The organism is Halorubrum tibetense, from assembly GCF_055396225.1.
In genome coordinates this window covers 2,901,911-2,919,025 of record NZ_AP043742.1, presented here as the reverse complement: position 1 = coordinate 2,919,025, position 17,115 = coordinate 2,901,911, and the positions used below count along the sequence as shown (strand labels likewise).

The 17,115-nt window shown below is 66.6% G+C and carries 21 protein-coding genes and 2 tRNA genes; 4 read left to right on the top strand and 19 right to left on the bottom strand.

The window, feature by feature from the left end; all coding sequences use genetic code 11:
- Nucleotides 1-117 precede the first annotated feature (117 nt).
- The 3 genes from ACZ5TV_RS14425 to ACZ5TV_RS14415 all read left to right on the top strand — a co-directional run bounded on the left by ACZ5TV_RS14425 (nt 118) and on the right by ACZ5TV_RS14415 (nt 3,522).
- Complete coding sequence (locus tag ACZ5TV_RS14425; RefSeq protein ID WP_379778652.1) at nt 118-777, top strand: HAD family hydrolase; 660 nt, start codon at nt 118-120, stop codon at nt 775-777.
- A 112-nt stretch (nt 778-889) separates the two neighbouring features.
- Entirely contained in the window at nt 890-3,238 is a 2,349-nt protein-coding gene (locus ACZ5TV_RS14420; protein ID WP_379778654.1) for an ATP-dependent DNA helicase, read from the top strand.
- Nucleotides 3,239-3,369: 131 nt separating this feature from the next.
- Complete coding sequence (locus ACZ5TV_RS14415; RefSeq protein ID WP_379778655.1) at nt 3,370-3,522, top strand: hypothetical protein; 153 nt, start codon at nt 3,370-3,372, stop codon at nt 3,520-3,522.
- 15 nt (nt 3,523-3,537) lie between these two features.
- Here ACZ5TV_RS14415 and ACZ5TV_RS14410 read toward each other — a convergent pair whose 3' ends face one another.
- The 4 genes from ACZ5TV_RS14410 to ACZ5TV_RS14395 all read right to left on the bottom strand — a co-directional run bounded on the left by ACZ5TV_RS14410 (nt 3,538) and on the right by ACZ5TV_RS14395 (nt 5,893).
- A complete protein-coding gene (locus tag ACZ5TV_RS14410; RefSeq protein WP_379778657.1) occupies nt 3,538-4,713 on the bottom strand; it encodes a M24 family metallopeptidase in 1,176 nt (391 codons plus the stop codon).
- A 75-nt stretch (nt 4,714-4,788) separates the two neighbouring features.
- Nucleotides 4,789-5,400 (bottom strand): translation initiation factor IF-2 subunit beta, encoded by a 612-nt coding sequence (locus ACZ5TV_RS14405; RefSeq protein ID WP_379778659.1) that lies wholly within the window; start codon nt 5,398-5,400, stop codon nt 4,789-4,791.
- Between the two features lie 105 nt (nt 5,401-5,505).
- A tRNA-Met gene (locus ACZ5TV_RS14400) sits at nt 5,506-5,580 on the bottom strand.
- A gap of 97 nt (nt 5,581-5,677) precedes the next feature.
- Nucleotides 5,678-5,893: a hypothetical protein gene (locus tag ACZ5TV_RS14395; protein WP_379778661.1), complete on the bottom strand. Its 216-nt coding sequence runs from the start codon at nt 5,891-5,893 to the stop codon at nt 5,678-5,680.
- 100 nt (nt 5,894-5,993) lie between these two features.
- Here ACZ5TV_RS14395 and ACZ5TV_RS14390 point away from each other — a divergent pair, with 100 nt between their 5' ends.
- On the top strand, nt 5,994-7,610 hold the full coding sequence (locus tag ACZ5TV_RS14390; RefSeq protein WP_379778663.1) for a long-chain-fatty-acid--CoA ligase: 1,617 nt from the start codon (nt 5,994-5,996) through the stop codon (nt 7,608-7,610).
- An 84-nt stretch (nt 7,611-7,694) separates the two neighbouring features.
- Here ACZ5TV_RS14390 and ftsY read toward each other — a convergent pair whose 3' ends face one another.
- From ftsY to ACZ5TV_RS14315, 15 genes are all read right to left on the bottom strand, one after another.
- Nucleotides 7,695-8,792 carry a signal recognition particle-docking protein FtsY gene (ftsY, locus tag ACZ5TV_RS14385; RefSeq protein ID WP_379778665.1) on the bottom strand — a complete coding sequence of 366 codons (1,098 nt, stop codon included), beginning with the start codon at nt 8,790-8,792 and terminating at the stop codon, nt 7,695-7,697.
- A gap of 11 nt (nt 8,793-8,803) precedes the next feature.
- Nucleotides 8,804-9,256 (bottom strand): prefoldin subunit alpha, encoded by a 453-nt coding sequence (gene pfdA, locus ACZ5TV_RS14380; RefSeq protein ID WP_379778693.1) that lies wholly within the window; start codon nt 9,254-9,256, stop codon nt 8,804-8,806.
- On the bottom strand, nt 9,256-9,432 hold the full coding sequence (gene rpl18a, locus ACZ5TV_RS14375) for a 50S ribosomal protein L18Ae (RefSeq protein ID WP_379778667.1): 177 nt from the start codon (nt 9,430-9,432) through the stop codon (nt 9,256-9,258). Before rpl18a ends, pfdA begins: the two co-directional genes overlap by 1 nt.
- Before the next feature lie 111 nt (nt 9,433-9,543).
- Nucleotides 9,544-10,356: an ABC transporter permease subunit gene (locus ACZ5TV_RS14370; RefSeq protein ID WP_379778669.1), complete on the bottom strand. Its 813-nt coding sequence runs from the start codon at nt 10,354-10,356 to the stop codon at nt 9,544-9,546.
- Nucleotides 10,353-11,261, bottom strand: a complete 909-nt coding sequence (locus ACZ5TV_RS14365; RefSeq protein ID WP_379778671.1) for an ABC transporter ATP-binding protein — start codon at nt 11,259-11,261, stop codon at nt 10,353-10,355. The genes ACZ5TV_RS14370 and ACZ5TV_RS14365 overlap by 4 nt, the downstream gene beginning before the upstream one ends.
- Nucleotides 11,262-11,326: 65 nt before the next feature.
- Entirely contained in the window at nt 11,327-11,992 is a 666-nt protein-coding gene (locus ACZ5TV_RS14360) for a translation initiation factor IF-6 (RefSeq protein ID WP_464383941.1), read from the bottom strand.
- A gap of 1 nt (nt 11,993) precedes the next feature.
- Nucleotides 11,994-12,272 carry a 50S ribosomal protein L31e gene (locus ACZ5TV_RS14355; RefSeq protein WP_379778675.1) on the bottom strand — a complete coding sequence of 93 codons (279 nt, stop codon included), beginning with the start codon at nt 12,270-12,272 and terminating at the stop codon, nt 11,994-11,996.
- Nucleotides 12,273-12,425, bottom strand: a complete 153-nt coding sequence (locus ACZ5TV_RS14350) for a 50S ribosomal protein L39e (RefSeq protein ID WP_023498294.1) — start codon at nt 12,423-12,425, stop codon at nt 12,273-12,275. It lies immediately after the preceding gene.
- A gap of 154 nt (nt 12,426-12,579) precedes the next feature.
- Nucleotides 12,580-13,803, bottom strand: a complete 1,224-nt coding sequence (locus tag ACZ5TV_RS14345; protein WP_464383940.1) for a M20 family metallopeptidase — start codon at nt 13,801-13,803, stop codon at nt 12,580-12,582.
- Between the two features lie 75 nt (nt 13,804-13,878).
- A complete protein-coding gene (locus ACZ5TV_RS14340) occupies nt 13,879-14,163 on the bottom strand; it encodes a DUF357 domain-containing protein (RefSeq protein ID WP_379778679.1) in 285 nt (94 codons plus the stop codon).
- A gap of 101 nt (nt 14,164-14,264) precedes the next feature.
- A complete protein-coding gene (locus tag ACZ5TV_RS14335) occupies nt 14,265-14,402 on the bottom strand; it encodes a DUF1289 domain-containing protein (RefSeq protein ID WP_379778681.1) in 138 nt (45 codons plus the stop codon).
- A 681-nt stretch (nt 14,403-15,083) separates the two neighbouring features.
- Nucleotides 15,084-15,257 (bottom strand) — tRNA-Trp (locus ACZ5TV_RS14330).
- 112 nt (nt 15,258-15,369) lie between these two features.
- Nucleotides 15,370-15,591, bottom strand: coding sequence for a DUF5795 family protein (locus tag ACZ5TV_RS14325; RefSeq protein WP_379778683.1), 222 nt, complete (start codon nt 15,589-15,591; stop codon nt 15,370-15,372).
- A 94-nt stretch (nt 15,592-15,685) separates the two neighbouring features.
- The gene (locus ACZ5TV_RS14320) at nt 15,686-16,744 is read right to left on the bottom strand and encodes a DUF5794 domain-containing protein (RefSeq protein ID WP_379778685.1); all 1,059 of its coding nucleotides are present in this window, start codon (nt 16,742-16,744) and stop codon (nt 15,686-15,688) included.
- A complete protein-coding gene (locus ACZ5TV_RS14315) occupies nt 16,745-16,951 on the bottom strand; it encodes a DUF8099 family protein (RefSeq protein WP_464383939.1) in 207 nt (68 codons plus the stop codon).
- Nucleotides 16,952-17,115 lie beyond the last annotated feature (164 nt).

Genomic DNA, 17,115 nt, shown 5'->3' with positions numbered 1-17,115 from the left:
GCGAGCCGGACACGACGTGATGAGAGCGTTATTCAGGTGTGTGACGGGTTTTCGACGGCTGTAATCGGATCCGTTCGTTGGTGAAACACTTTTAAGTGCTCGGCGTCCACGGAGGATATGAGATACGATACCGTCGTCTTCGACAACGACGGTGTTCTCGTCGGCCGCACGCGCTTCGACGTGCTCCGGGAAGCGACCCGGGACGCGTTCGAGGAGTGTGGTGTCGACGACCCCGACCCCGACGACGTAGAGCGGATGACGATCGGCGCGACCCCCGGTAGCGTCGGTACCGTCTGTCAGACGTACGATCTCGACCCCGGCTCGTTCTGGCGCACCCGGGACGACGTCGTCTCGCGCGCCCAACAGCAGGAGGCACGTGAGGGACGGAAGACCCCGTACAACGACCTGGACACGCTCAAAGAGCTCGACGTAAAGATGGGGATCGTCTCCTCGAACCAGCAGGCGACGGTCGACTTTCTCGTCGAACATTTCGAGGGGTTCGAACAGTTCGGGGCCGCGTACGGGCGCGAACCGACGATCCACAGCCTCCAGCTGCGGAAACCGAACCCACACTACCTCGAACAGGCGCTCAGCGACCTCGACGCCGGATCGGCGCTGTTCGTCGGCGACAACGAGTCCGACATCAAGGCCGCCGAGAACGCCGGCGTCGACTCCGCGTTCATCCGCCGGCCGCACCGTCGTGACTGGGAGCTCAACGTCTGGCCGACCTGGGAGATCGACTCGCTAGACGACCTCTTCGACGTCTGTTCGACCTGACCGGTTCGGCGACGTCTCGATAGTTTCATCGCACGCGATGTCGCAGCGTGACCGATCGGTCGAGTCGCCCGATCCCGACACCTTAACGGCTGGGGGGAACAACCCCGCCGTAGTGACTGCCGACCCATCGTGGACCGACGTGTTCGGCCACGCGGAGCCGTATCCCGAACAGGCTGACGGGATCGACGCGGCCATCGGGGCCGCCAGCGACGGGGGCTTCCTCGCGCTGGAGGGCGCGTGTGGAACCGGCAAGACGATGCTCGCGCTGACGGCGGGTATCGACCGGGTCCGGGACCCCGACTCCGACTTCGAACGCGTGTTCGTACTCACGAGCGTCAAACAGCAGCTGCGACAGTTCGAGACGGACTTGGAAACGATCAACGCGAATCTCCCGGACGGGTACGAGCCGGTGTCCGGGCTCACGCTAGTGGGGAAAGCGGACGTCTGTCCGTACGCCCGAGAGAACCGTGGCGGGATCGACCGCAAGAACGTGTACGAGCGGTGTGAGGGGCTGCGCGAGCGGACACGGAACCTCACCGGGGAGGGTGGTAAAACGACCGCGGCGGCGCTCGCCGACGACGCGCGAAGCCAGCAGGTCGGGTTGCTGGATTCCGGATCGGCCTCGTCCGTTTCCGGTGGGAGCGATGCCGAGTACCTCACCGTCGACGGCGAGCCGACCCCGTACCGTCCCGACACCGAGGAGTTCGAAGGGACCGAGTTCTGTCCATTTTACGCGGGCTTTCTCGACGATCTCCCGGACGACGGCGGCGACCCGGCGGAGGCGGTTCCGTTCGATGTCACCGCGCTCGGCCACGTGGACACCGACGAGCTCGTGCGACTGGCTGCGGGCCACGGCTCCTGTCCGCACTCCGTCATGGGCGCACTCGTCCCGGAGGTCGAGGTCGTGATCGGGAACTACTACCACGCGTTCGACCCCGTCACTACGGGGACGTTCACCGGAGCGCTGCTCGACGACGCGACGTTCGTCGTGTGCGACGAGGCGCACATGCTCGAACCGCGCGTGCGCGACCTCGTCAGCGACGCGGTCGCCGACGCCAGCCTCCGGGACGCGGTCTCGGAGATAACCCGCGTCGTACAGCCGCTCTCCTTCGAAACGGAGGGTGCGGAGTCTGACGACGCGGAGCTGGTCCGTGGGGAGCTGGCCGACAGCGACGTGAGCCTCGCGGAGCTCGAAGCGGTCCGCGAGTTCTACGCGGACCTCCGGTCCGAGCTGGACCGCCGCGTGACCGCGCACCTCGACCGCGAGCACCACGACTGGCGGGCATCGATGCGCGAGCTCGAGGACGACGAGCTCCCGCTCCGTGACCCCGAGAAACCCGGGGAGGACGCGATCACGACGTGGGCGACCGAGGAAGGGTACGACGACCGGGTCTGGTCGCGGGCGCCCGCGGTCGGCGCGGTCGTCAAGCGCGTCCTCGACACGCTTGCCGACGAGGACAAGCGGCGGGCGGCTCCGGGTGTCGGACGGACGCTCAACGCGTGGTATCGTGAGGGACACGAGGAGTTCTTCCGAGCCATCGACCTCGAACGCACCGACGACGAGACCGCGCCGCCCGACTCCTGGCGGCGGGCGTACAACGCGAGCCTCGCCCTGTACAACTGTCTCCCGAGCGAACCGATCGGGGAGCGACTCGGCGAGTTCGGCGGCGGCGTCGTGATGAGCGCCACGCTCGAGCCGATGGACGTGTTCCGGGAGGTAACCGGGCTCGACCACCTCGCCGAACGCGGGCGGCCGGTCGTCGAGCGGACGTACGGACTGACGTTCCCGCCGGAGAACCGGGCGAGCTTCGCGGTCGACGCACCGAAGTTCACTCACGACAACCGCGGCGCGCCGGGTGAGCGGAACGAGACGCGGCTGGCCCACCTCGACGCGACGGCCGCGGTCGCCCGACTCGACGGGAACGTCCTCGTCGGCGCGCCGAACTACGCCGAGGCCTCGTGGCTGGCGAACGCGCTCGAAGCACGCCTCGACAAGCCGGTCCTCCTCGACGAATCGTCGGGTGACAGGGAGACGGAGTCGCTGAAGGCGGCGTTCTTCGCCGGCGAGGGCAAAGTGCTCGTGACGAGCCTCCGGGGAACGCTGACCGAAGGCGTCGACTACCGGGGCGATCGCCTCGCCGCGGCGGTCGTCTGTGGCGTCCCGATCATCAACACGGCTCGCCCGCGCACCCGCGCGGTCATCACCGCGTACGACCGACGGTTCGACTCCGGCTTCGAGACCGCACTCACCGTTCCGGCGGTTCGGAAGGCACGACAAGCCATCGGGCGGGTGATCCGTGGCCCGGACGAGCGGGGCGTTAGAGTCCTCCTCGACGCCCGCTACGCGCGCGAGTCGTGGAACGGCGTGCGGGGCTACCTCCCGGAGCACGAGCGCCAGGAGTTCCAACCGGTGAGCACTGACATGCTGTCGGTCGCGCTCGACCGGTTCGAGGCGAGGTGAGTGGCCGGCGATCGGGGCCGAAGCGCTGGCGATCGGTGAGTCGAGCCGACGCTCCAGAACCGCCGGGAAGGACGGCCATACCGCCGAGTAAGGAGATCGTAACTATCCGGGGTGGGGTAGTTCCCCCGAGTATGGAAACCGCAACGCAGGACGAACGGTATCACGTCGTTTGCCGGCGCTGTACCACCGAACGAGTGTTCGACGTCGGGGACGCGGCCGACGAGTTCGCGACCCGACACGGCGAGGAGACCGGTCACCCGATCGTCGTCGAGCGCGTGGATTAACTCCCGGAGATCCTGTCAGACGACGTTCGCGTCGATGTCCCGCGGGAAGTGTGTGAGCCACTCGATACCGTCCTCGGTGACGGCGATCGTGTCGGAGTGGCGATAGCCGTACTCCGCCGTGTAGATGCCCGGCTCGATCGTGTACACCTGACCGGGTGCCATCAGGGCGTCGTCTCCCTCGGCGACCTCCCCCCACCCTTCGTCGATGTACGGCGGCTCGTGGCCACCGAGCCCGATGTTGTGGCCGACGTGGTGTTGTGCGAGCTCCGTGATCCCTTGCTCCTCGAAGTAGTCGTTGACGACCTCGTCGACGTGGGCAACGGGGACGCCCGGACCGAGCGCGTCGATCGCGAGCGTCTGTGCCTCCAGCATGAGCTCGAAGTAGTGCGCCTGTTCGTCGCTGTAGTCGCCGACGAACATCGTCCGCTCCAGCTCGGAACGGTACCCGTCGACGTTCGCGCTCGCGCCGGTGATCAGGACGTCGCCCTCCGAGAGCCGCTCGTTTGGCGTGTGACCGTGAGGAAGCGCCGTCTCCTCGCCGGAGATGTACCCCGCATGAACGGGACCGTCGCCGCGCACACGGACGCTGTAGGTGTCGCCGAGGGTGTCGAGCATCGCGCGTGACGCCTCCATGGACGCACGCTGTGAGACCGTCGCTGGGTGCGCGCCGGGCTCGGAGAACTCCGCGAGGTAGCGGTGTCCGAGGTTGGCCCACTTCGCGGACTCGCGGATCAAGTCGATCTCGGCGTCGGATTTCTCCCAGCGCATCCGGTCGACCCACGACTGCGACTCCACGTCCAGGAACTCCGAGAGTGCGGGGCCCTGGTACCCCATCACGCCGGGAGCGCCATCGGCGTCGGCTGCGACGGCTCCGACATCGAGGCCCCGAAACATCCCGACGGCAACCTCGATCGGCTTCCCGCCGGGATAATCGGCGTAGTGGTGTACCCGGTCGATCCGCGGGTTGGGCTCGACCCGCTCGACCTCGAGGCGAGGAACGGTGATCTCGATCCGGCCGTCCGTTACCGCGAGCACGACCGGTCGTTCCGTCTGGATGTGATGGAACCCGGTGAGATACTCGATCGACGTCGCACCGAACCACGCGGCCGCGTCGGCATCGGTGTCCGCCAACCGGTCACGGATCGCGGCCAGCCGGTCGTCGAACTCGGTGTCAGGAACTCGTGTCGCCATACGAACGATCCGGCGAACCGTCGGATAAACGGTGGGGTAGCGGCGGATCGGTTGAGACAGCGAAAACGTGAACGGTTAGTTCTCCCGTCGAGCGAACGCGAGGTTGCCGGAGACGTTCTTGATGTACGCACGAACCGTCTCGCCCTCCTGTGCGCCGGGGACGAAAACGGTGTACTCGCCGCGCTCGGCGACGCCGTCACCTTTGCGACCGGTGCCGACGATCTCCAGTTCGTACGTCTTGCCCGACTCGATCGCCTCTTCTTGGCGCTGGGTGTTCGACGTCGTCTGTTTCGCGACTGGCCGGAACGCTCCACAAGCCTCACAACGGAGCATCGGGGTGCGGTTCTCGGTTTCGAGGCGCGTGTCCGGCAACCCACACTCCGAGCAGGTGACGTACGACTCGATGTACGAGTCGATCGCGGCTTGGAAGTCCCGTTCACGGAAGTTGCCGTTGTATCTGGCGCGTCCGTCCTCGTACTGCCCGGCAGTACCGAGCTCCTGTTGGATCTTCGAATGAACGTGTTCCGGGTCCCGTCCGAGCGCGTCCGCGATATCGGAGAGGTTCGTCAGTCGAGTGAACGCGCCGTCCTTCTGGTGTTCGGGGTCGGGGACCGTCAGCCGCTCGTCGGAGCCGCCGAGGTCCGGGACCGCGTCCATGGCGCGGTCGAGGCTCGATTCGTATTCCATGTTCGGATGAACGCCCGGCGGACGGAAATCGCTTCCGGGTTGGGCCGAGAGGCCGGGGGCTAAACGGGTTCAGGCGACCGTTCTCGCCGGCAGTTCGAGGAGAAGTAGCGGGAGGTAGATTTGAACTACCGATCTCCGGGTTATGAGCCCGGCGGAATCTCCTGGCTATCCCATCCCGCTACTGGAAACAAACCTCGGTAAACTGTTAAGGGTTCTGATCCCGCCGCCAGTGTGCGGTTACTTGCCGCACGGCGAACCCCGTTACGGCCCGGGGACGTCACGCCTCGGCGGCCGCGACGTATCGTTGCCGGATCCACACACAGACGAGACTCGCAAGACCGAACACGATCGGGAGGGCGAGGTCGGCAGCGGATCCGGAGAGCGCGGGGAACACGCTCATCCCGGCCATCAGCGCGAACAGGAACGCCAACAGCCCGGTTATCGGCACGACGTATCCGTCGCTGAACGTAACGCCGCCGGACGCGTCGGTCATCGTTCGGAGTTGCCGCCCGATCGGATAAAACCCCCGTACGGATCCGGCCGAGTTGCGCCGGTCGCAAACGCTTTTTATGTTTGATCGATAGTGATGAACGATGCGAAAGCCACTACTGGTGACGGATTTCTTGGACCGAGCTCGACGACACTACGCGGACGAGGAAGCGGTGCTCGCCACGGACGGCACCCGCTACACCTACGGGGAGCTCGGCGAGCGGGCCGATCGCTTCTCCGCTGCGTTACAGGCTCGCGGAGTCGAGAAGGGGGACCGTGTCGCGGTGTTAGACCCGAACACCCACTATCACCTCGAGGCCGCCTACGGGACGATGGGGATCGGCGCGATCCACACGCCGCTGAACTACAGACTGACACCGGACGACTTCTCATACATGCTTTCGGACGCGGGAGTCGATGCGATCTACGCCGACGCCGAGTACGCCGGGAAGGTTCAGGCAGTCCGCGAGGACGTCCCCACGACGACGTTCCTCACTGACGACCCGAGTGCCGTCGACGGCGACTGGGAGTCGATCGAGGACGCCCTCGCGGACGCCGACCCGAACGGCGTCGAACGCCCGGAGATGGAGGAGGACGACGTGATTACGATCAACTACACCTCCGGGACGACGGGGGATCCCAAAGGCGTCTGTCGGACCCACCGCGCGGAAACGCTCCACGCGTACCTGATAACGATCCACCAGGAGATCACCGACGACGACGTCTATCTCTGGACACTGCCGATGTTCCACGTCAACGGGTGGGGACACATCTACGCGATCACGGGGATGGGCGCGAGACACGTCTGTACCCGTGGCGTCGATGTCGACGAGGTCTTCGAGCGGATCCGCGGGGAAGACGTCTCGTACTTCTGTGCCGCGCCGACGGTGCTCAACATGCTCGGCGACCACTACGACGAGCACGGCGGTGCGACCGCGGGAGACAACGACGTCCGCGTCGCGACCGCCGGTGCCGCCCCGCCCGAAGCCACGATCCGGACGGTCGAGGAGACGTTCGGCTGGGACCTGAAGCACGTGTACGGTGCGACGGAAACGGGACCGCTCGTCACCACGTCGGACGCGAAGCGACACTTCGACGCGGACGCCGACGGCCGGTTCGCCGTCAAGAAGACGCAGGGGATCGGCTATCTCGGGACGGACGTGCGCGTCGTCGACGAGGACGGTGCGGACGTCCCCGCCGACGGCGAGACGATCGGGGAGATCGTCGTCCGCGGGAACCAGGTGATGGACCGGTACTGGAACAAGCCCGACGCGACTGAGGAGGCGTTCTCCGAGCGGCTCGACGGCTACTATCACATGGGCGATCTCGCCGTCGTCGACGGGAACGGGTTCGTCTCGATCCAGGACCGCAAGAAGGACATCATCATCTCCGGCGGTGAGAACATCTCGTCGATCGAACTGGAAGACACCCTGTTCGAGCACGACGTCGTCTCCGATGTCGCCGTCATCCCCGTCCCCGACGACCAGTGGGGGGAGACCCCGAAGGCGTTCGTCGTTCCCGAAAGCGGTGATCCGAACGACGCAGGCGCGACCGAAGAGGAGCTCCGCGAGTTCGTTCGCGAGCGTGTCGCGACGTACAAGACGCCCGGCGAGGTCGAGTTCGTCTCGGCGCTGCCGACGACCGCCACCGGCAAGATCCAGAAGTACGAACTCAGAGAACGCGAGTGGGACGAGGAGGACCGGATGGTCGGCGAGGGGTGATCGGGTCGGCCGACGGCGTGCCGACGATCGACGGCGGGGTCGTGCCCTGACGCCGCTCGCCGTCCGGGGTTCGCCGCCTTCCGCTCACTCCTTGCCGAGAAGGCTGTCGACGAGCGCCTCGGGGTCGAACCGAGTGATGTCGTCGTATCCCTGTCCGGTCCCCAAAAACAGGATCGGCTTGCCCGTGACGTACGCGATAGATATCGCCGCTCCGCCGGAGGAGTCGGCGTCCGCCTTCGTCAACACCGCGCCGTCGATCGCCGCGGCCTCGTTGAACTCCTTGGCGCGGTTGACGGCGTCCTGCCCGGCGACCGCCTCGTCGACGAACAACGTCATGTCGGGGTCGACGACGCGGTCGATCTTCTCGAGCTGTGCCATGAGGTCGTCGCTAGTGTGGAGGCGACCCGCGGTGTCGCCGAGCACGACATCGATGTCGTTGGCCTGTGCGTACTCGATCCCGTCGTAGATGACGGCCGCGGGGTCACCGCCCTGGTCGTGGGAGATCAGCTGCCGGTCGAGGCGGTCGGCGTGCTCGCCGATCTGTTCGTTCGCGCCGGCGCGGTACGTGTCCCCGTTCGCCAACACCGATGAATAGCCGCGCTCGGCGAGCCACTCCGAGAGCTTGGCGATCGTCGTCGTCTTCCCCACGCCGTTGACGCCGGTGAAGACGATCGTGACGGGTTTCTCCGCCTCGGCGATGCGCTCCTCGAAGTCGAACTGCCCGACCGCGATGACGTCGAGCAGGGCGTCGTGTAACGCCGCCTCGACGAGCTCGCCGGTCGTTTCGACCTGTTTTCGGGATTCACCGAGCATCGTCTCGCGGACGGTTTCGAGGATCCGCTCGGCGACGCTCATTTCCACGTCGCTTTCGAGCAGCGCCATCTCGAGGTCCCACAACGGGTCCTCCAAGTCCTCCTCCTCGATGATTATCCGGCCGGTCGCGAACGCCTTCGCGCGCTGGAAGGTGCTCGGCTCGGTCGAATCGTCCGGCTCGGACGAGTCGTCGCCGGTCTCTTCCACCGGTGACGCTGTCGCTTCGGTCCGGTCGCCGGACCCCGTGGAGACGTCACTCTCGGCCGGGTCGTCGACGTCCGCCTCCTCAGGAGCGTCCGCGTCGGCGTCGGTCGACTCCTCGACGTCCTCCCGGAAGCTGTTCAGCTTGTCTTTCAGTCCGTCGAACACGGTCGATTACCTCACTCGTCGTCGGCCTGGGCCTGCATCTGCTGCATCTGCTGTTGTTGCATCTGCTGTTGCATCTGCTGGGCCTGCTGTTCGAGCTCCTTGCTCTCGGATTCGAGCTCGTCGACCTCGTCCTGCGTCTCCTCGATGCGGTCGTCGAGCGCCTCCTGTTTGCGACGGAGGACGTCGATGGCGTCGTCCTGCTCTTGCTCGGCGGAGTAGTTGCCACCGAGCGAGACGACGATCTCGTCGATGTCCTGAACCTCGGCGCGGACGTACGCGCCGCCCCCGAGCGGGACCTGAACCGTGGCACCCGTATCGAGCGTCTCGATCGCCTCGACGGCGTCGTCGATGTCGGATTGCTCCTCGCGGTACTCCTCGATCTCGGCTTCGAGCGCCTCGATCTCCTCGTCGAGCGCTTGGAGCTCCTGGGAGAGCTGCTGGAGCTGCTGTTGTCCGCCACCCATCATGCCGCGGACACCTCCTCGATCTCGATCTGGGTGCGCTTTCGGTTGTGCTGGCTCCCCACGAGCGTGTATATCCGCTCGCGCGCGAGGTCTTCGTTCTCCGCTTCGACGTCCTTGGTGAACGGCTGGTCGCCGTCACGACTCTGGAACCGCCCACTCACCGTGTAGGTACTCATGTCCACGGATCCGGTAGGGACAGGGAAGTATCTTCCTAAAAGCGGAGAGCGACTCACGGGACGGGTCCCGACGTCGGGCGGCCCTAAGCGACGCGAAACGCCTGCCGGTAGTCAGGAGAGATCAGCCCGACTGAACCGGACGACTGCGACGGTCACGAGCGCCAGCGTGACCGCGAGGAGCACCGCACCTCCGGCCCAGTCGTACTCACCGGCGACGAGCACGGCGCTCGGGTCGTAGTGGGCGGTCGGACTCACGGCTCCGAGCCAGTCGTACTCCGACACCGACGCCAGCGACTCGAACATGAACAGCGCGAAGAGCGTTCCGAGCGATACCCGTTGGGCGATCCCGGGCCGGGAGGTGATGGTCGAGACGGCGACGCCGATCGCGACACACGAGAGGTGATACGGGACCGCGAGCGCGTGGACGACGACGAGCCGCTCGACCGCGATCGTCTCGCCGACGCCGATCACTCCCGCGTAGACGACCAAGGGAAGTACGAGGTTCAACAGGAAGACCAGCGGCCACAGGCCGAGGAACTTCCCGACGACGACGTCTCGGCGCGGGACGGGTCCCGAGAGCGTCAGGTCCATCCGGCCCGACGCCACGTCCCCGGCGATACTCTCGCCGCTCAAATACGCGAGGTACAGGCCCACGAGCAGGAGCCACGCGAACTGGTAGAACTCGACGGCGAGGAACCCCTCAATCGTCGAGATGGTGACGACCCCGAACGCCTCGCGGAACGCGGGCGGGAACGCGTCCACGTACGCGTCGAGATCGATGTCGGCGGCCGCGAGCGACGGGAAGAACGCGAGGAAGACGAGCAGGAACGCCGAAAGCAGCGCCGTCAGGACGCCAGCCCCCCTCGCGCGACCCGCCGCCTCGTACCGGGCGATCGCGAGCCACGGCGCGGACCGGTCGCTCACGATACACCTCCAGCGTCCGCACCGTCACCACGCTCCCCATCGTAAAACGTCATGAACGCCTCCTCCAGCGGGGCGTCGACGACCTCCAGATCGTGAACCGTGAACCGGCCCAGCAGGTCGACGAGCGCGTCGTACTCGCCGGTCCACGTGAACGAGACGGTCTCTCCCATTCGGAGGTTCATCACGCCGCGGATCTCGAACTCGGCGCGGGTGACGTCCTCGGCGACGCGAACCCGAACCTGCTTGCCGCCGCGCGAGCGAAGCGCATCGACGGACTCGACCGCGGCGAGTCGCCCGTCGCGGATCACGCCGACCCGGTCACAGAGCGCGGCGACCTCGCCGAGGACGTGTGAGGAGAGCATGACGCTCGCGCCCGCGTTCACCCGCTCGCGTACGAGCTCGTTGAACCGCTCCTGTAAGAGCGGGTCGAGCCCCGAGGTCGGCTCGTCGAGCAGCAGCAGCTCCGGGTCGTGCATGAACGCGGCGACGAGCGCCACCTTCTGTCGATTTCCCCGCGAGAGGTCGCCGATCCGGCGGGACTCGTCGAGTCCGAACCGCGCCACCAGATCGGCCCGGCGGACCTCGCCGCGGAGGTCGGCCTGATGGTCGAGGAACGCGCCGGCAGTTCGGTCCCGGTCAAGCCCCGGGTCGCCGGGCAGGTAGCCGATCCGTTCGCGAGCGCGTTGGAGGGCAGCCCCGTCGGTGATGTCGTGGCCGAGGAGCGATCCGCCGCCGTCCGTCGGCCGAAGGAATCCGAGCAACGTCCGGATCGCGGTCGTCTTCCCGGCCCCGTTCGGACCGAGGAACCCGAACACCTCGCCGTTCTCGACAGTAAAGGAGACGTCTTCGATCCCGCGGACCTCGCCGTAGTACTTCGTGAGATCGCGGCACTCGATCGCGGGCATACCGGCGACGACTCGGTCCAGTCGGTTAAAATGGTGGGAGGAGTGGAGGTGATCGAACCGACGAGTCAGTCGATGAACCCCAGCGTCTCCTCGATCCGGCCGAGCTCGGGGCCGGTGGTGTCCTCGCCCACGACGTACCCGTCGTCGTTCGCGACGAGTCCGGAGCCGACGAGGGGCGCGCCGTAGTTGATCGTCCCGAGGTCGGCGCGAACGTCTAGGGCCTCCTCGATCGCCTGAAGTTCGGCCTCGCGGGACTTGGGATGACAGAGGACGCCGGTGTCGTTGGCGACGGCCGCGGTCCCCACGGTCCTAACGTCGGCGAGGTCGCCGCGCTCGACGGGCACGGACAGCGTCTCCTTGATCGTCGTGATCGCCTCCCGCGGGAGGTCCGGGTGGACGTACGCGCCGTAGTCGTTGGCGAGGACGACGTTGCCGGCGGCGTTGATCCGCCCGGGGAGCGCGCGGACCTCACGGTCCGCGGCCTCGGCGATCCGCTCGCGCTCACGCTCGGTCGCTCGCTCGGAGACGAGCACGCCGTTCTCGTTGCCGGCGACGAGCGAGCCGACGGTGTTCGATCCGCCGACGGTAGTCGCAAGCACGTCCGCGTCGAGCTCGTCGCCGAGGGACGCGGCGAGGTCGTCGTCGACGTCCGGCCTGACGAGCAGAAGGTCGTCGACGACGCGGGCGAAGACCCCCACGTACGACGAGCCGGTGAAGGTCGCCCGTAACACGTTACTCGGCGTGCTCGGCTTCGACGACGGGCTCGCCGTCCTCGACGAACCGGGCCGCACGGACGCGGAGCTTGCTCGGCGGGTTCTGTCGCCCGTTCGCCCAGATCGCCTCGTTGATCGAGGCGTCGAGAACGACCTCCTCGCCGTCGACGGAGAAGTGTTTCGCGAGGTGCTCGCGGACGATCTTCACGGCGTAGTCGGCGCGCTGTTGGATCGGTTTCTCCTTGGCGTCACGGAGCGGGACGGTGACCACACGCTCCTCGAACTCACTGGTGCTCATTTATTCGTCCAGGTCGTTGCGCCGCCAGTTGCGCCGCTTGGGGTTTCGCGTGACGTTCATGTCGGTCTTCATCATGACCCACGCGGGGACGCGGGTGTTCTGGCGCTCCGCCTTCGCCAGACGCTTCTTTTTGGCCTTCGATTTGTCTCCCATAGTAGCACACAGTTCCCGCGGACCGCATAAAACCCCTTCCATACGAACCGGTCGGAGCGGGCCGGGGGGCCGCGTTCCCAGTCGCCTCCGTTCCGCTCATCGCCGCGGACCGGAGTCGTCGACTGCCGTGGGTAACGATCGTAGCCGCCGCGACTCACCACTCGCGCTCGGCGAGCTCGCGGTAGGTCTCGTAACACCGTTCGAGGACACCGATCGAGACGCTCTCCGTGTCGGTGTGCGCTTCGCCCGGCTCGGAGGGACCACACACCACAGCCGCCGTTCCGGCGGCCGACAACCATCCCGCGTCGGTCGCGTGCGGCTTCACGACGTGCTCGGGCGTGTCCAGTCCGCGGTCGGCGTGGACCGCTCGCGCCGCGTCGAGCGCCGCGTCCGCGAACGTCGCGTCCCGACACGCCATCGGCGGGAGGTCCTGATCGACGGTCCACTCGACGCCGGGAACCGCATCGGTCGCGCGGCTGATATCGGCGCGGTCCCTGGGGACCGTCCGCTCGTCGATCGTAACCGTACACCGGTCGGGGACCGCGTTCCAGGTCTCGCCGCCATGGAGCTTCGTCACGACGACGGAGCCCGTCACCGACTCGCCGAAGACGGTCGCCGTCGGCGCGTCGAGCTCCCTGACGACCGCGACCGCGTCGCAGGCGCGGTACACCGCGTTCTCGCCCGCCTCCGGTTCGGAGGCGTGTGCCGCCGTCCCGGTCGCCACGAGCGTCGACGCCCGCCGTCCCTTGTGAGCGACGGCGACGTCAGTCACGCCCGGCTTCGAGTAGTCCGTCGACCCCTCGGCGACGAGCGCGTGGTTGGGGACGAACCCCGCGTCGATCGCGTGACGTGCTCCTTCCCCACCGACCTCCTCGCCGACGAACGAGGCGACCGCGAGCTCGCGGCCGGGCGGCGGGGTCGCGTCCCGAAACGCCAGCAAGCAGGCAGCGACGGCTCCCTTCATGTCCGCCGAACCCCGGCCGTGGATCCGGCCGTCACGCCGCTCGACGACGTACTCGCCGGCGGTCCCCTCGCCCGTCGTCTGTCGCTCCGCGGGGGGGACCACGTCGTGATGGCCCACGAGCGCGAGGGTGTCGACTGCGTCCGCCTCGTCGGGACCCCCGTCGCTGCCGTCGGGAGCCGTGTCGCCGTCGGGTCCTCGTTGATAAGCGATCACGTTCCCGACGGCGTCGCGCTCGACGGTCGCGTCGGTTTCTGCCCGGAGCCACGCCTCGATCGCGTCACCGGCGGCGGTCTCGTCCTCGTGGGAAGGGATCGCGACCAGCCGCTCGGTCAGCTCGGCGAGCTCGTTCGCTACTCCGGTCCTATCGACCGTCTCCGTCGCGCCGGCCGTCCCCGTCTCGTCCGTCTCCTCCATGCCGATCCCGTCCGTTCGAGGGTATATAAACCCGGTTCGGTGCGGGTCGTATTCCAACCCGGGCACCGGGGCGGATCACGTCGTGAACAGCTCGGTGTCGTCGGGCACCGCGAACAGTCCCATCCGGACCCCGGCATCGAGCCAGCCGTAGCCGTACGAGTACGACGCCAGCGCGTTCACGGGGTCGTCGTCCGCACGGAAGTGGCGGCCGTCCGCCAGATACGACTCCGCCATCTCCAAGACATCGGCGGCGGCTGTGCCGAGCGGCGTGTCCGTCGGTGGCCGGGGTTCGGCCGCCGCGATCGCGTCCGCGAGCATTCGCTCGTACCGGTCCGTCTTCTCCGCCAAGTCGGCGCTCATACGGGGACGTGTCCGGGCGTGAGTAAAACGTCGGCGGCGGAGCGGGGACGCGGTGGGGGAGAAGAGAGTATATAAGCCGGGACGACGGTCTCGGGAGGCGCTTATAACTCGTCCATGATCTCGCGGCGCTCCTCGTCGCTGAGCGAGGACCACGCTGCGATCTGTTCGAGCGTGCGCCCGCAGGCGGTACACTCGCCGCCTTCGAGCTCACAGACGTCGATACAGGGCGACTCCGTCACGCTGAGACTCCCCCGTCGTTCGCTCGATCCGCGTGCATGCCGTGAGGGTGTGGCGGAGCGAGAATAAACGTACGGGTCGGCCGTGATCCGATCGATGAGCCGAGGCGTCGACGAGGGGCGTGGGAGTGTCGCACCGACGAGATTCCGCGAGATCCGTACGCGGATCGCGTTTCTGATTTGGTCCTATCAGCACTTCGAGCGTCCCACGATCAACTGACGCCCAGACGTAATGTTCGGTGCCATCAGTCCCAATTTTCGCCTCATCGACGGCGATTTCTTGTCGATCCCGGCAGTCGGGCTCGAAGAGGTGATCCAGTCGATGAAAGCACTGTCTGTTCGCTTCATACGAACGATCAACAAACGGTTTGATTCGCCGGTACGAGAGGCCAGTATGGTCAAGAACGCCGCGAGGACACGCCGCTCCATCGACGTGTCCTCACGGGAAACTACTTCGTGCTGACGGGCCTTTTCGACCATATGGTCGAGTATTGTTCAACTCACCAAGTTACCCTTGCCCGGCCGCTTCCTTCACGCCAAGGTTGACGCTCTTTCTAGATCTCAGTTCAGTCGGTTTATTAGTAGGACCGGAAGATCATGAACCACGGTCGCTGGCGCTCCCTGATTCAAATCCCTCCTCAGCACACTGCTGCCGCTCTCGAACGTGCTCGCGACGGCAGAGAATGGGGCCGGAGGGATTTGAACCCCCGATCGACTGATATCTCCGGTACGCCTCGGAACTCCAGAGGGTCGTCAATACGACCGATGATCAGTCGGCCGCTCGGTATATCAGTCTGGAGTGTCGTCCCGGGCGTAGCCTCTGGAGTCAGTCGCCATGCCTGGCTTGGCCACAGCCCCGCGTGATCTTGCGATCAAGTGTTGCCGAAACACGGATAAAGGGGTTTCGATCCGGGACGATCCGCGGCCCGCTCACCGGCACGTCGACGAGCCTTGGATCGACGGCGCGTCCCTACCGATCGTCGTCCGCCCAATCACACTCTTGGCACTTGTATCCGGTCACGAACTCGGTGACGCTCGGCATGTAGCCGACGCTGATGACGTCGCCGCCACAATCGGGGCAGTCCCGGTCGGCGTCCGCGATATCCTCCGTCTCCAACACGGGCTCCCCTTCGACGAGCTCGGCAAGCTTGGCCGGCGTCACCATTCGACCTTGCACGACGCGGTTCGACATACCCGCTGTAGACGACGGAACTACCTAAATCCCGTCACCCGTGCCGGCCGCGGCGCAGTCGGAACACGAGGAGAAAACCCGCGACGATCCCCGGTTACAGCCACGGCGCGCGGGAGTCGTCCTCGACGAACGGATCCGTGGAGTCGTCACCGCCGGCGTCCGGCTCGTCGTCCGTGGACGCCACCGCGGGCTCGTCTTCGGCCGCCGTCACCGCTACATCGTCGTCGACGATACGGCCGGTGACCTCCGGCGCGTCGAGCGGCGTCTTCCGCGGGGTGGACGGGGCGTCCGGCGTGTCGCCCACGTCGACCTCGTCCGACGCGCTGTCGGCCGGGCCGTCACCGCGGGACCCCCCTTCGTCCGGGGTGTCGGGGTCGTCGTCGTCCGTATCGGAGCCGGTGTCGGAGGCGATCCCGGCCGCCTCGGGGTCATATGCGAACAGCGCCGTGACGCCGAGCACCGCCAGCGCGACTGGGACTTCCGTCTGCATCAGGTCGAACGGCCGCAACAGGATCGGGAGCGCGAGCACGCCGAGCGCGACCGCGGAGCCGAACCGGAAGCGGTCGATGTCGACCCGACCGCGCAGGTGTGGGGCGAGCAGCGCAACGGCGAGCGCGAAGGCGACGCCGATCGCCGCGGCCGCGGTGCCGTTAACGACGTATTCGGTCGAGGTTTCGATCGCGAATCCGCTCGGGGTCACGCTCGCGATCAGGCCGAGGCCGATGATGACTCCTGGGCTCGGCAGATACTCGCCGAACTCCGCGCTCGCCGTCTTCGCCGCGATAGCGAGGATCACGAGCCCCGCGAACCGCTCGAAGATATCGAGGTTCAAGAACCCCTCGAGCGTCGGGGCGAGCGCCGCCTGGACCGCGGCGACCGGGATAATGACTGCGCCGATGAGCAACACCGACGCCGCCATCTGCTTCCGGGATCCCTCCATCTCGGCGAGGATGACGGCCATGGTGGCCGAACCGCCGAAGATGAGGATCCCTGTCTCGATCACGCCGGTCGGCGTCGCCAACACCCCTGCGACGACGAGCGCCGCGAATATCCCGTCGATCAGCGGGAGCGCCATCACGGTAGCGAGCAGCTTCGTCGCGCCGCCGACCCGCTGTTCCAACCGCAGCGCGACGGGGTGACGTGAGACGCTCATTCAGGGACGTTGCCCGTGACCGACGGGGGCGCGGTAGGAAACAGGCGACTCACGATAGCCGAGGGACCGGCATACTGAGTCGGATCCGAAACGGGTCCGACGAGTCCATGTAAACGGTTTGCGCATATTGCCGGCTGTAAAGCGGGCGCCGAGCTCGAGGTTCGGCTGACCGGCGATGCGGACGTTCACGGGACTGTCGGAGTCCATACTTCATATATCAGTTTCGCTTGGGTTAAAGTTTGTGTGAGGGTTGTCCGCACGACACAGCAGTTCAGTAACCAGATTATATAAATACTGCCGTCGATCTCGGAGTATATCCGGACTTACATCGATGATCCATCGCTTTTGTGGCCGGAGCGCGTCATGCGGAT

Bases quoted from the DNA above. Each gene is read 5' to 3' on its own strand.
- ACZ5TV_RS14325 (WP_379778683.1), bottom strand. From the start codon at position 15,591: ATGTCGAACCGCGTCGTGCAAGGTCGAATGGTGACGCCGGCCAAGCTT.
- ACZ5TV_RS14320 (WP_379778685.1), bottom strand. From the start codon at position 16,744: ATGAGCGTCTCACGTCACCCCGTCGCGCTGCGGTTGGAACAGCGGGTC.
- ACZ5TV_RS14340 (WP_379778679.1), bottom strand. From the start codon at position 14,163: ATGAGCGCCGACTTGGCGGAGAAGACGGACCGGTACGAGCGAATGCTC.
- ACZ5TV_RS14345 (WP_464383940.1), bottom strand. From the start codon at position 13,803: ATGGAGGAGACGGACGAGACGGGGACGGCCGGCGCGACGGAGACGGTC.
- ACZ5TV_RS14315 (WP_464383939.1), bottom strand. From the start codon at position 16,951: ATGGACTCCGACAGTCCCGTGAACGTCCGCATCGCCGGTCAGCCGAAC.
- ACZ5TV_RS14390 (WP_379778663.1), top strand. From the start codon at position 5,994: ATGCGAAAGCCACTACTGGTGACGGATTTCTTGGACCGAGCTCGACGA.
- ACZ5TV_RS14395 (WP_379778661.1), bottom strand. From the start codon at position 5,893: ATGACCGACGCGTCCGGCGGCGTTACGTTCAGCGACGGATACGTCGTG.
- rpl18a (WP_379778667.1), bottom strand. From the start codon at position 9,432: ATGAGTACCTACACGGTGAGTGGGCGGTTCCAGAGTCGTGACGGCGAC.
- ACZ5TV_RS14405 (WP_379778659.1), bottom strand. From the start codon at position 5,400: ATGGAATACGAATCGAGCCTCGACCGCGCCATGGACGCGGTCCCGGAC.
- ACZ5TV_RS14355 (WP_379778675.1), bottom strand. From the start codon at position 12,272: ATGAGCACCAGTGAGTTCGAGGAGCGTGTGGTCACCGTCCCGCTCCGT.
- ACZ5TV_RS14350 (WP_023498294.1), bottom strand. From the start codon at position 12,425: ATGGGAGACAAATCGAAGGCCAAAAAGAAGCGTCTGGCGAAGGCGGAG.
- ACZ5TV_RS14425 (WP_379778652.1), top strand. From the start codon at position 118: ATGAGATACGATACCGTCGTCTTCGACAACGACGGTGTTCTCGTCGGC.
- ACZ5TV_RS14415 (WP_379778655.1), top strand. From the start codon at position 3,370: ATGGAAACCGCAACGCAGGACGAACGGTATCACGTCGTTTGCCGGCGC.
- ACZ5TV_RS14365 (WP_379778671.1), bottom strand. From the start codon at position 11,261: ATGCCCGCGATCGAGTGCCGCGATCTCACGAAGTACTACGGCGAGGTC.
- ACZ5TV_RS14410 (WP_379778657.1), bottom strand. From the start codon at position 4,713: ATGGCGACACGAGTTCCTGACACCGAGTTCGACGACCGGCTGGCCGCG.
- pfdA (WP_379778693.1), bottom strand. From the start codon at position 9,256: ATGGGTGGCGGACAACAGCAGCTCCAGCAGCTCTCCCAGGAGCTCCAA.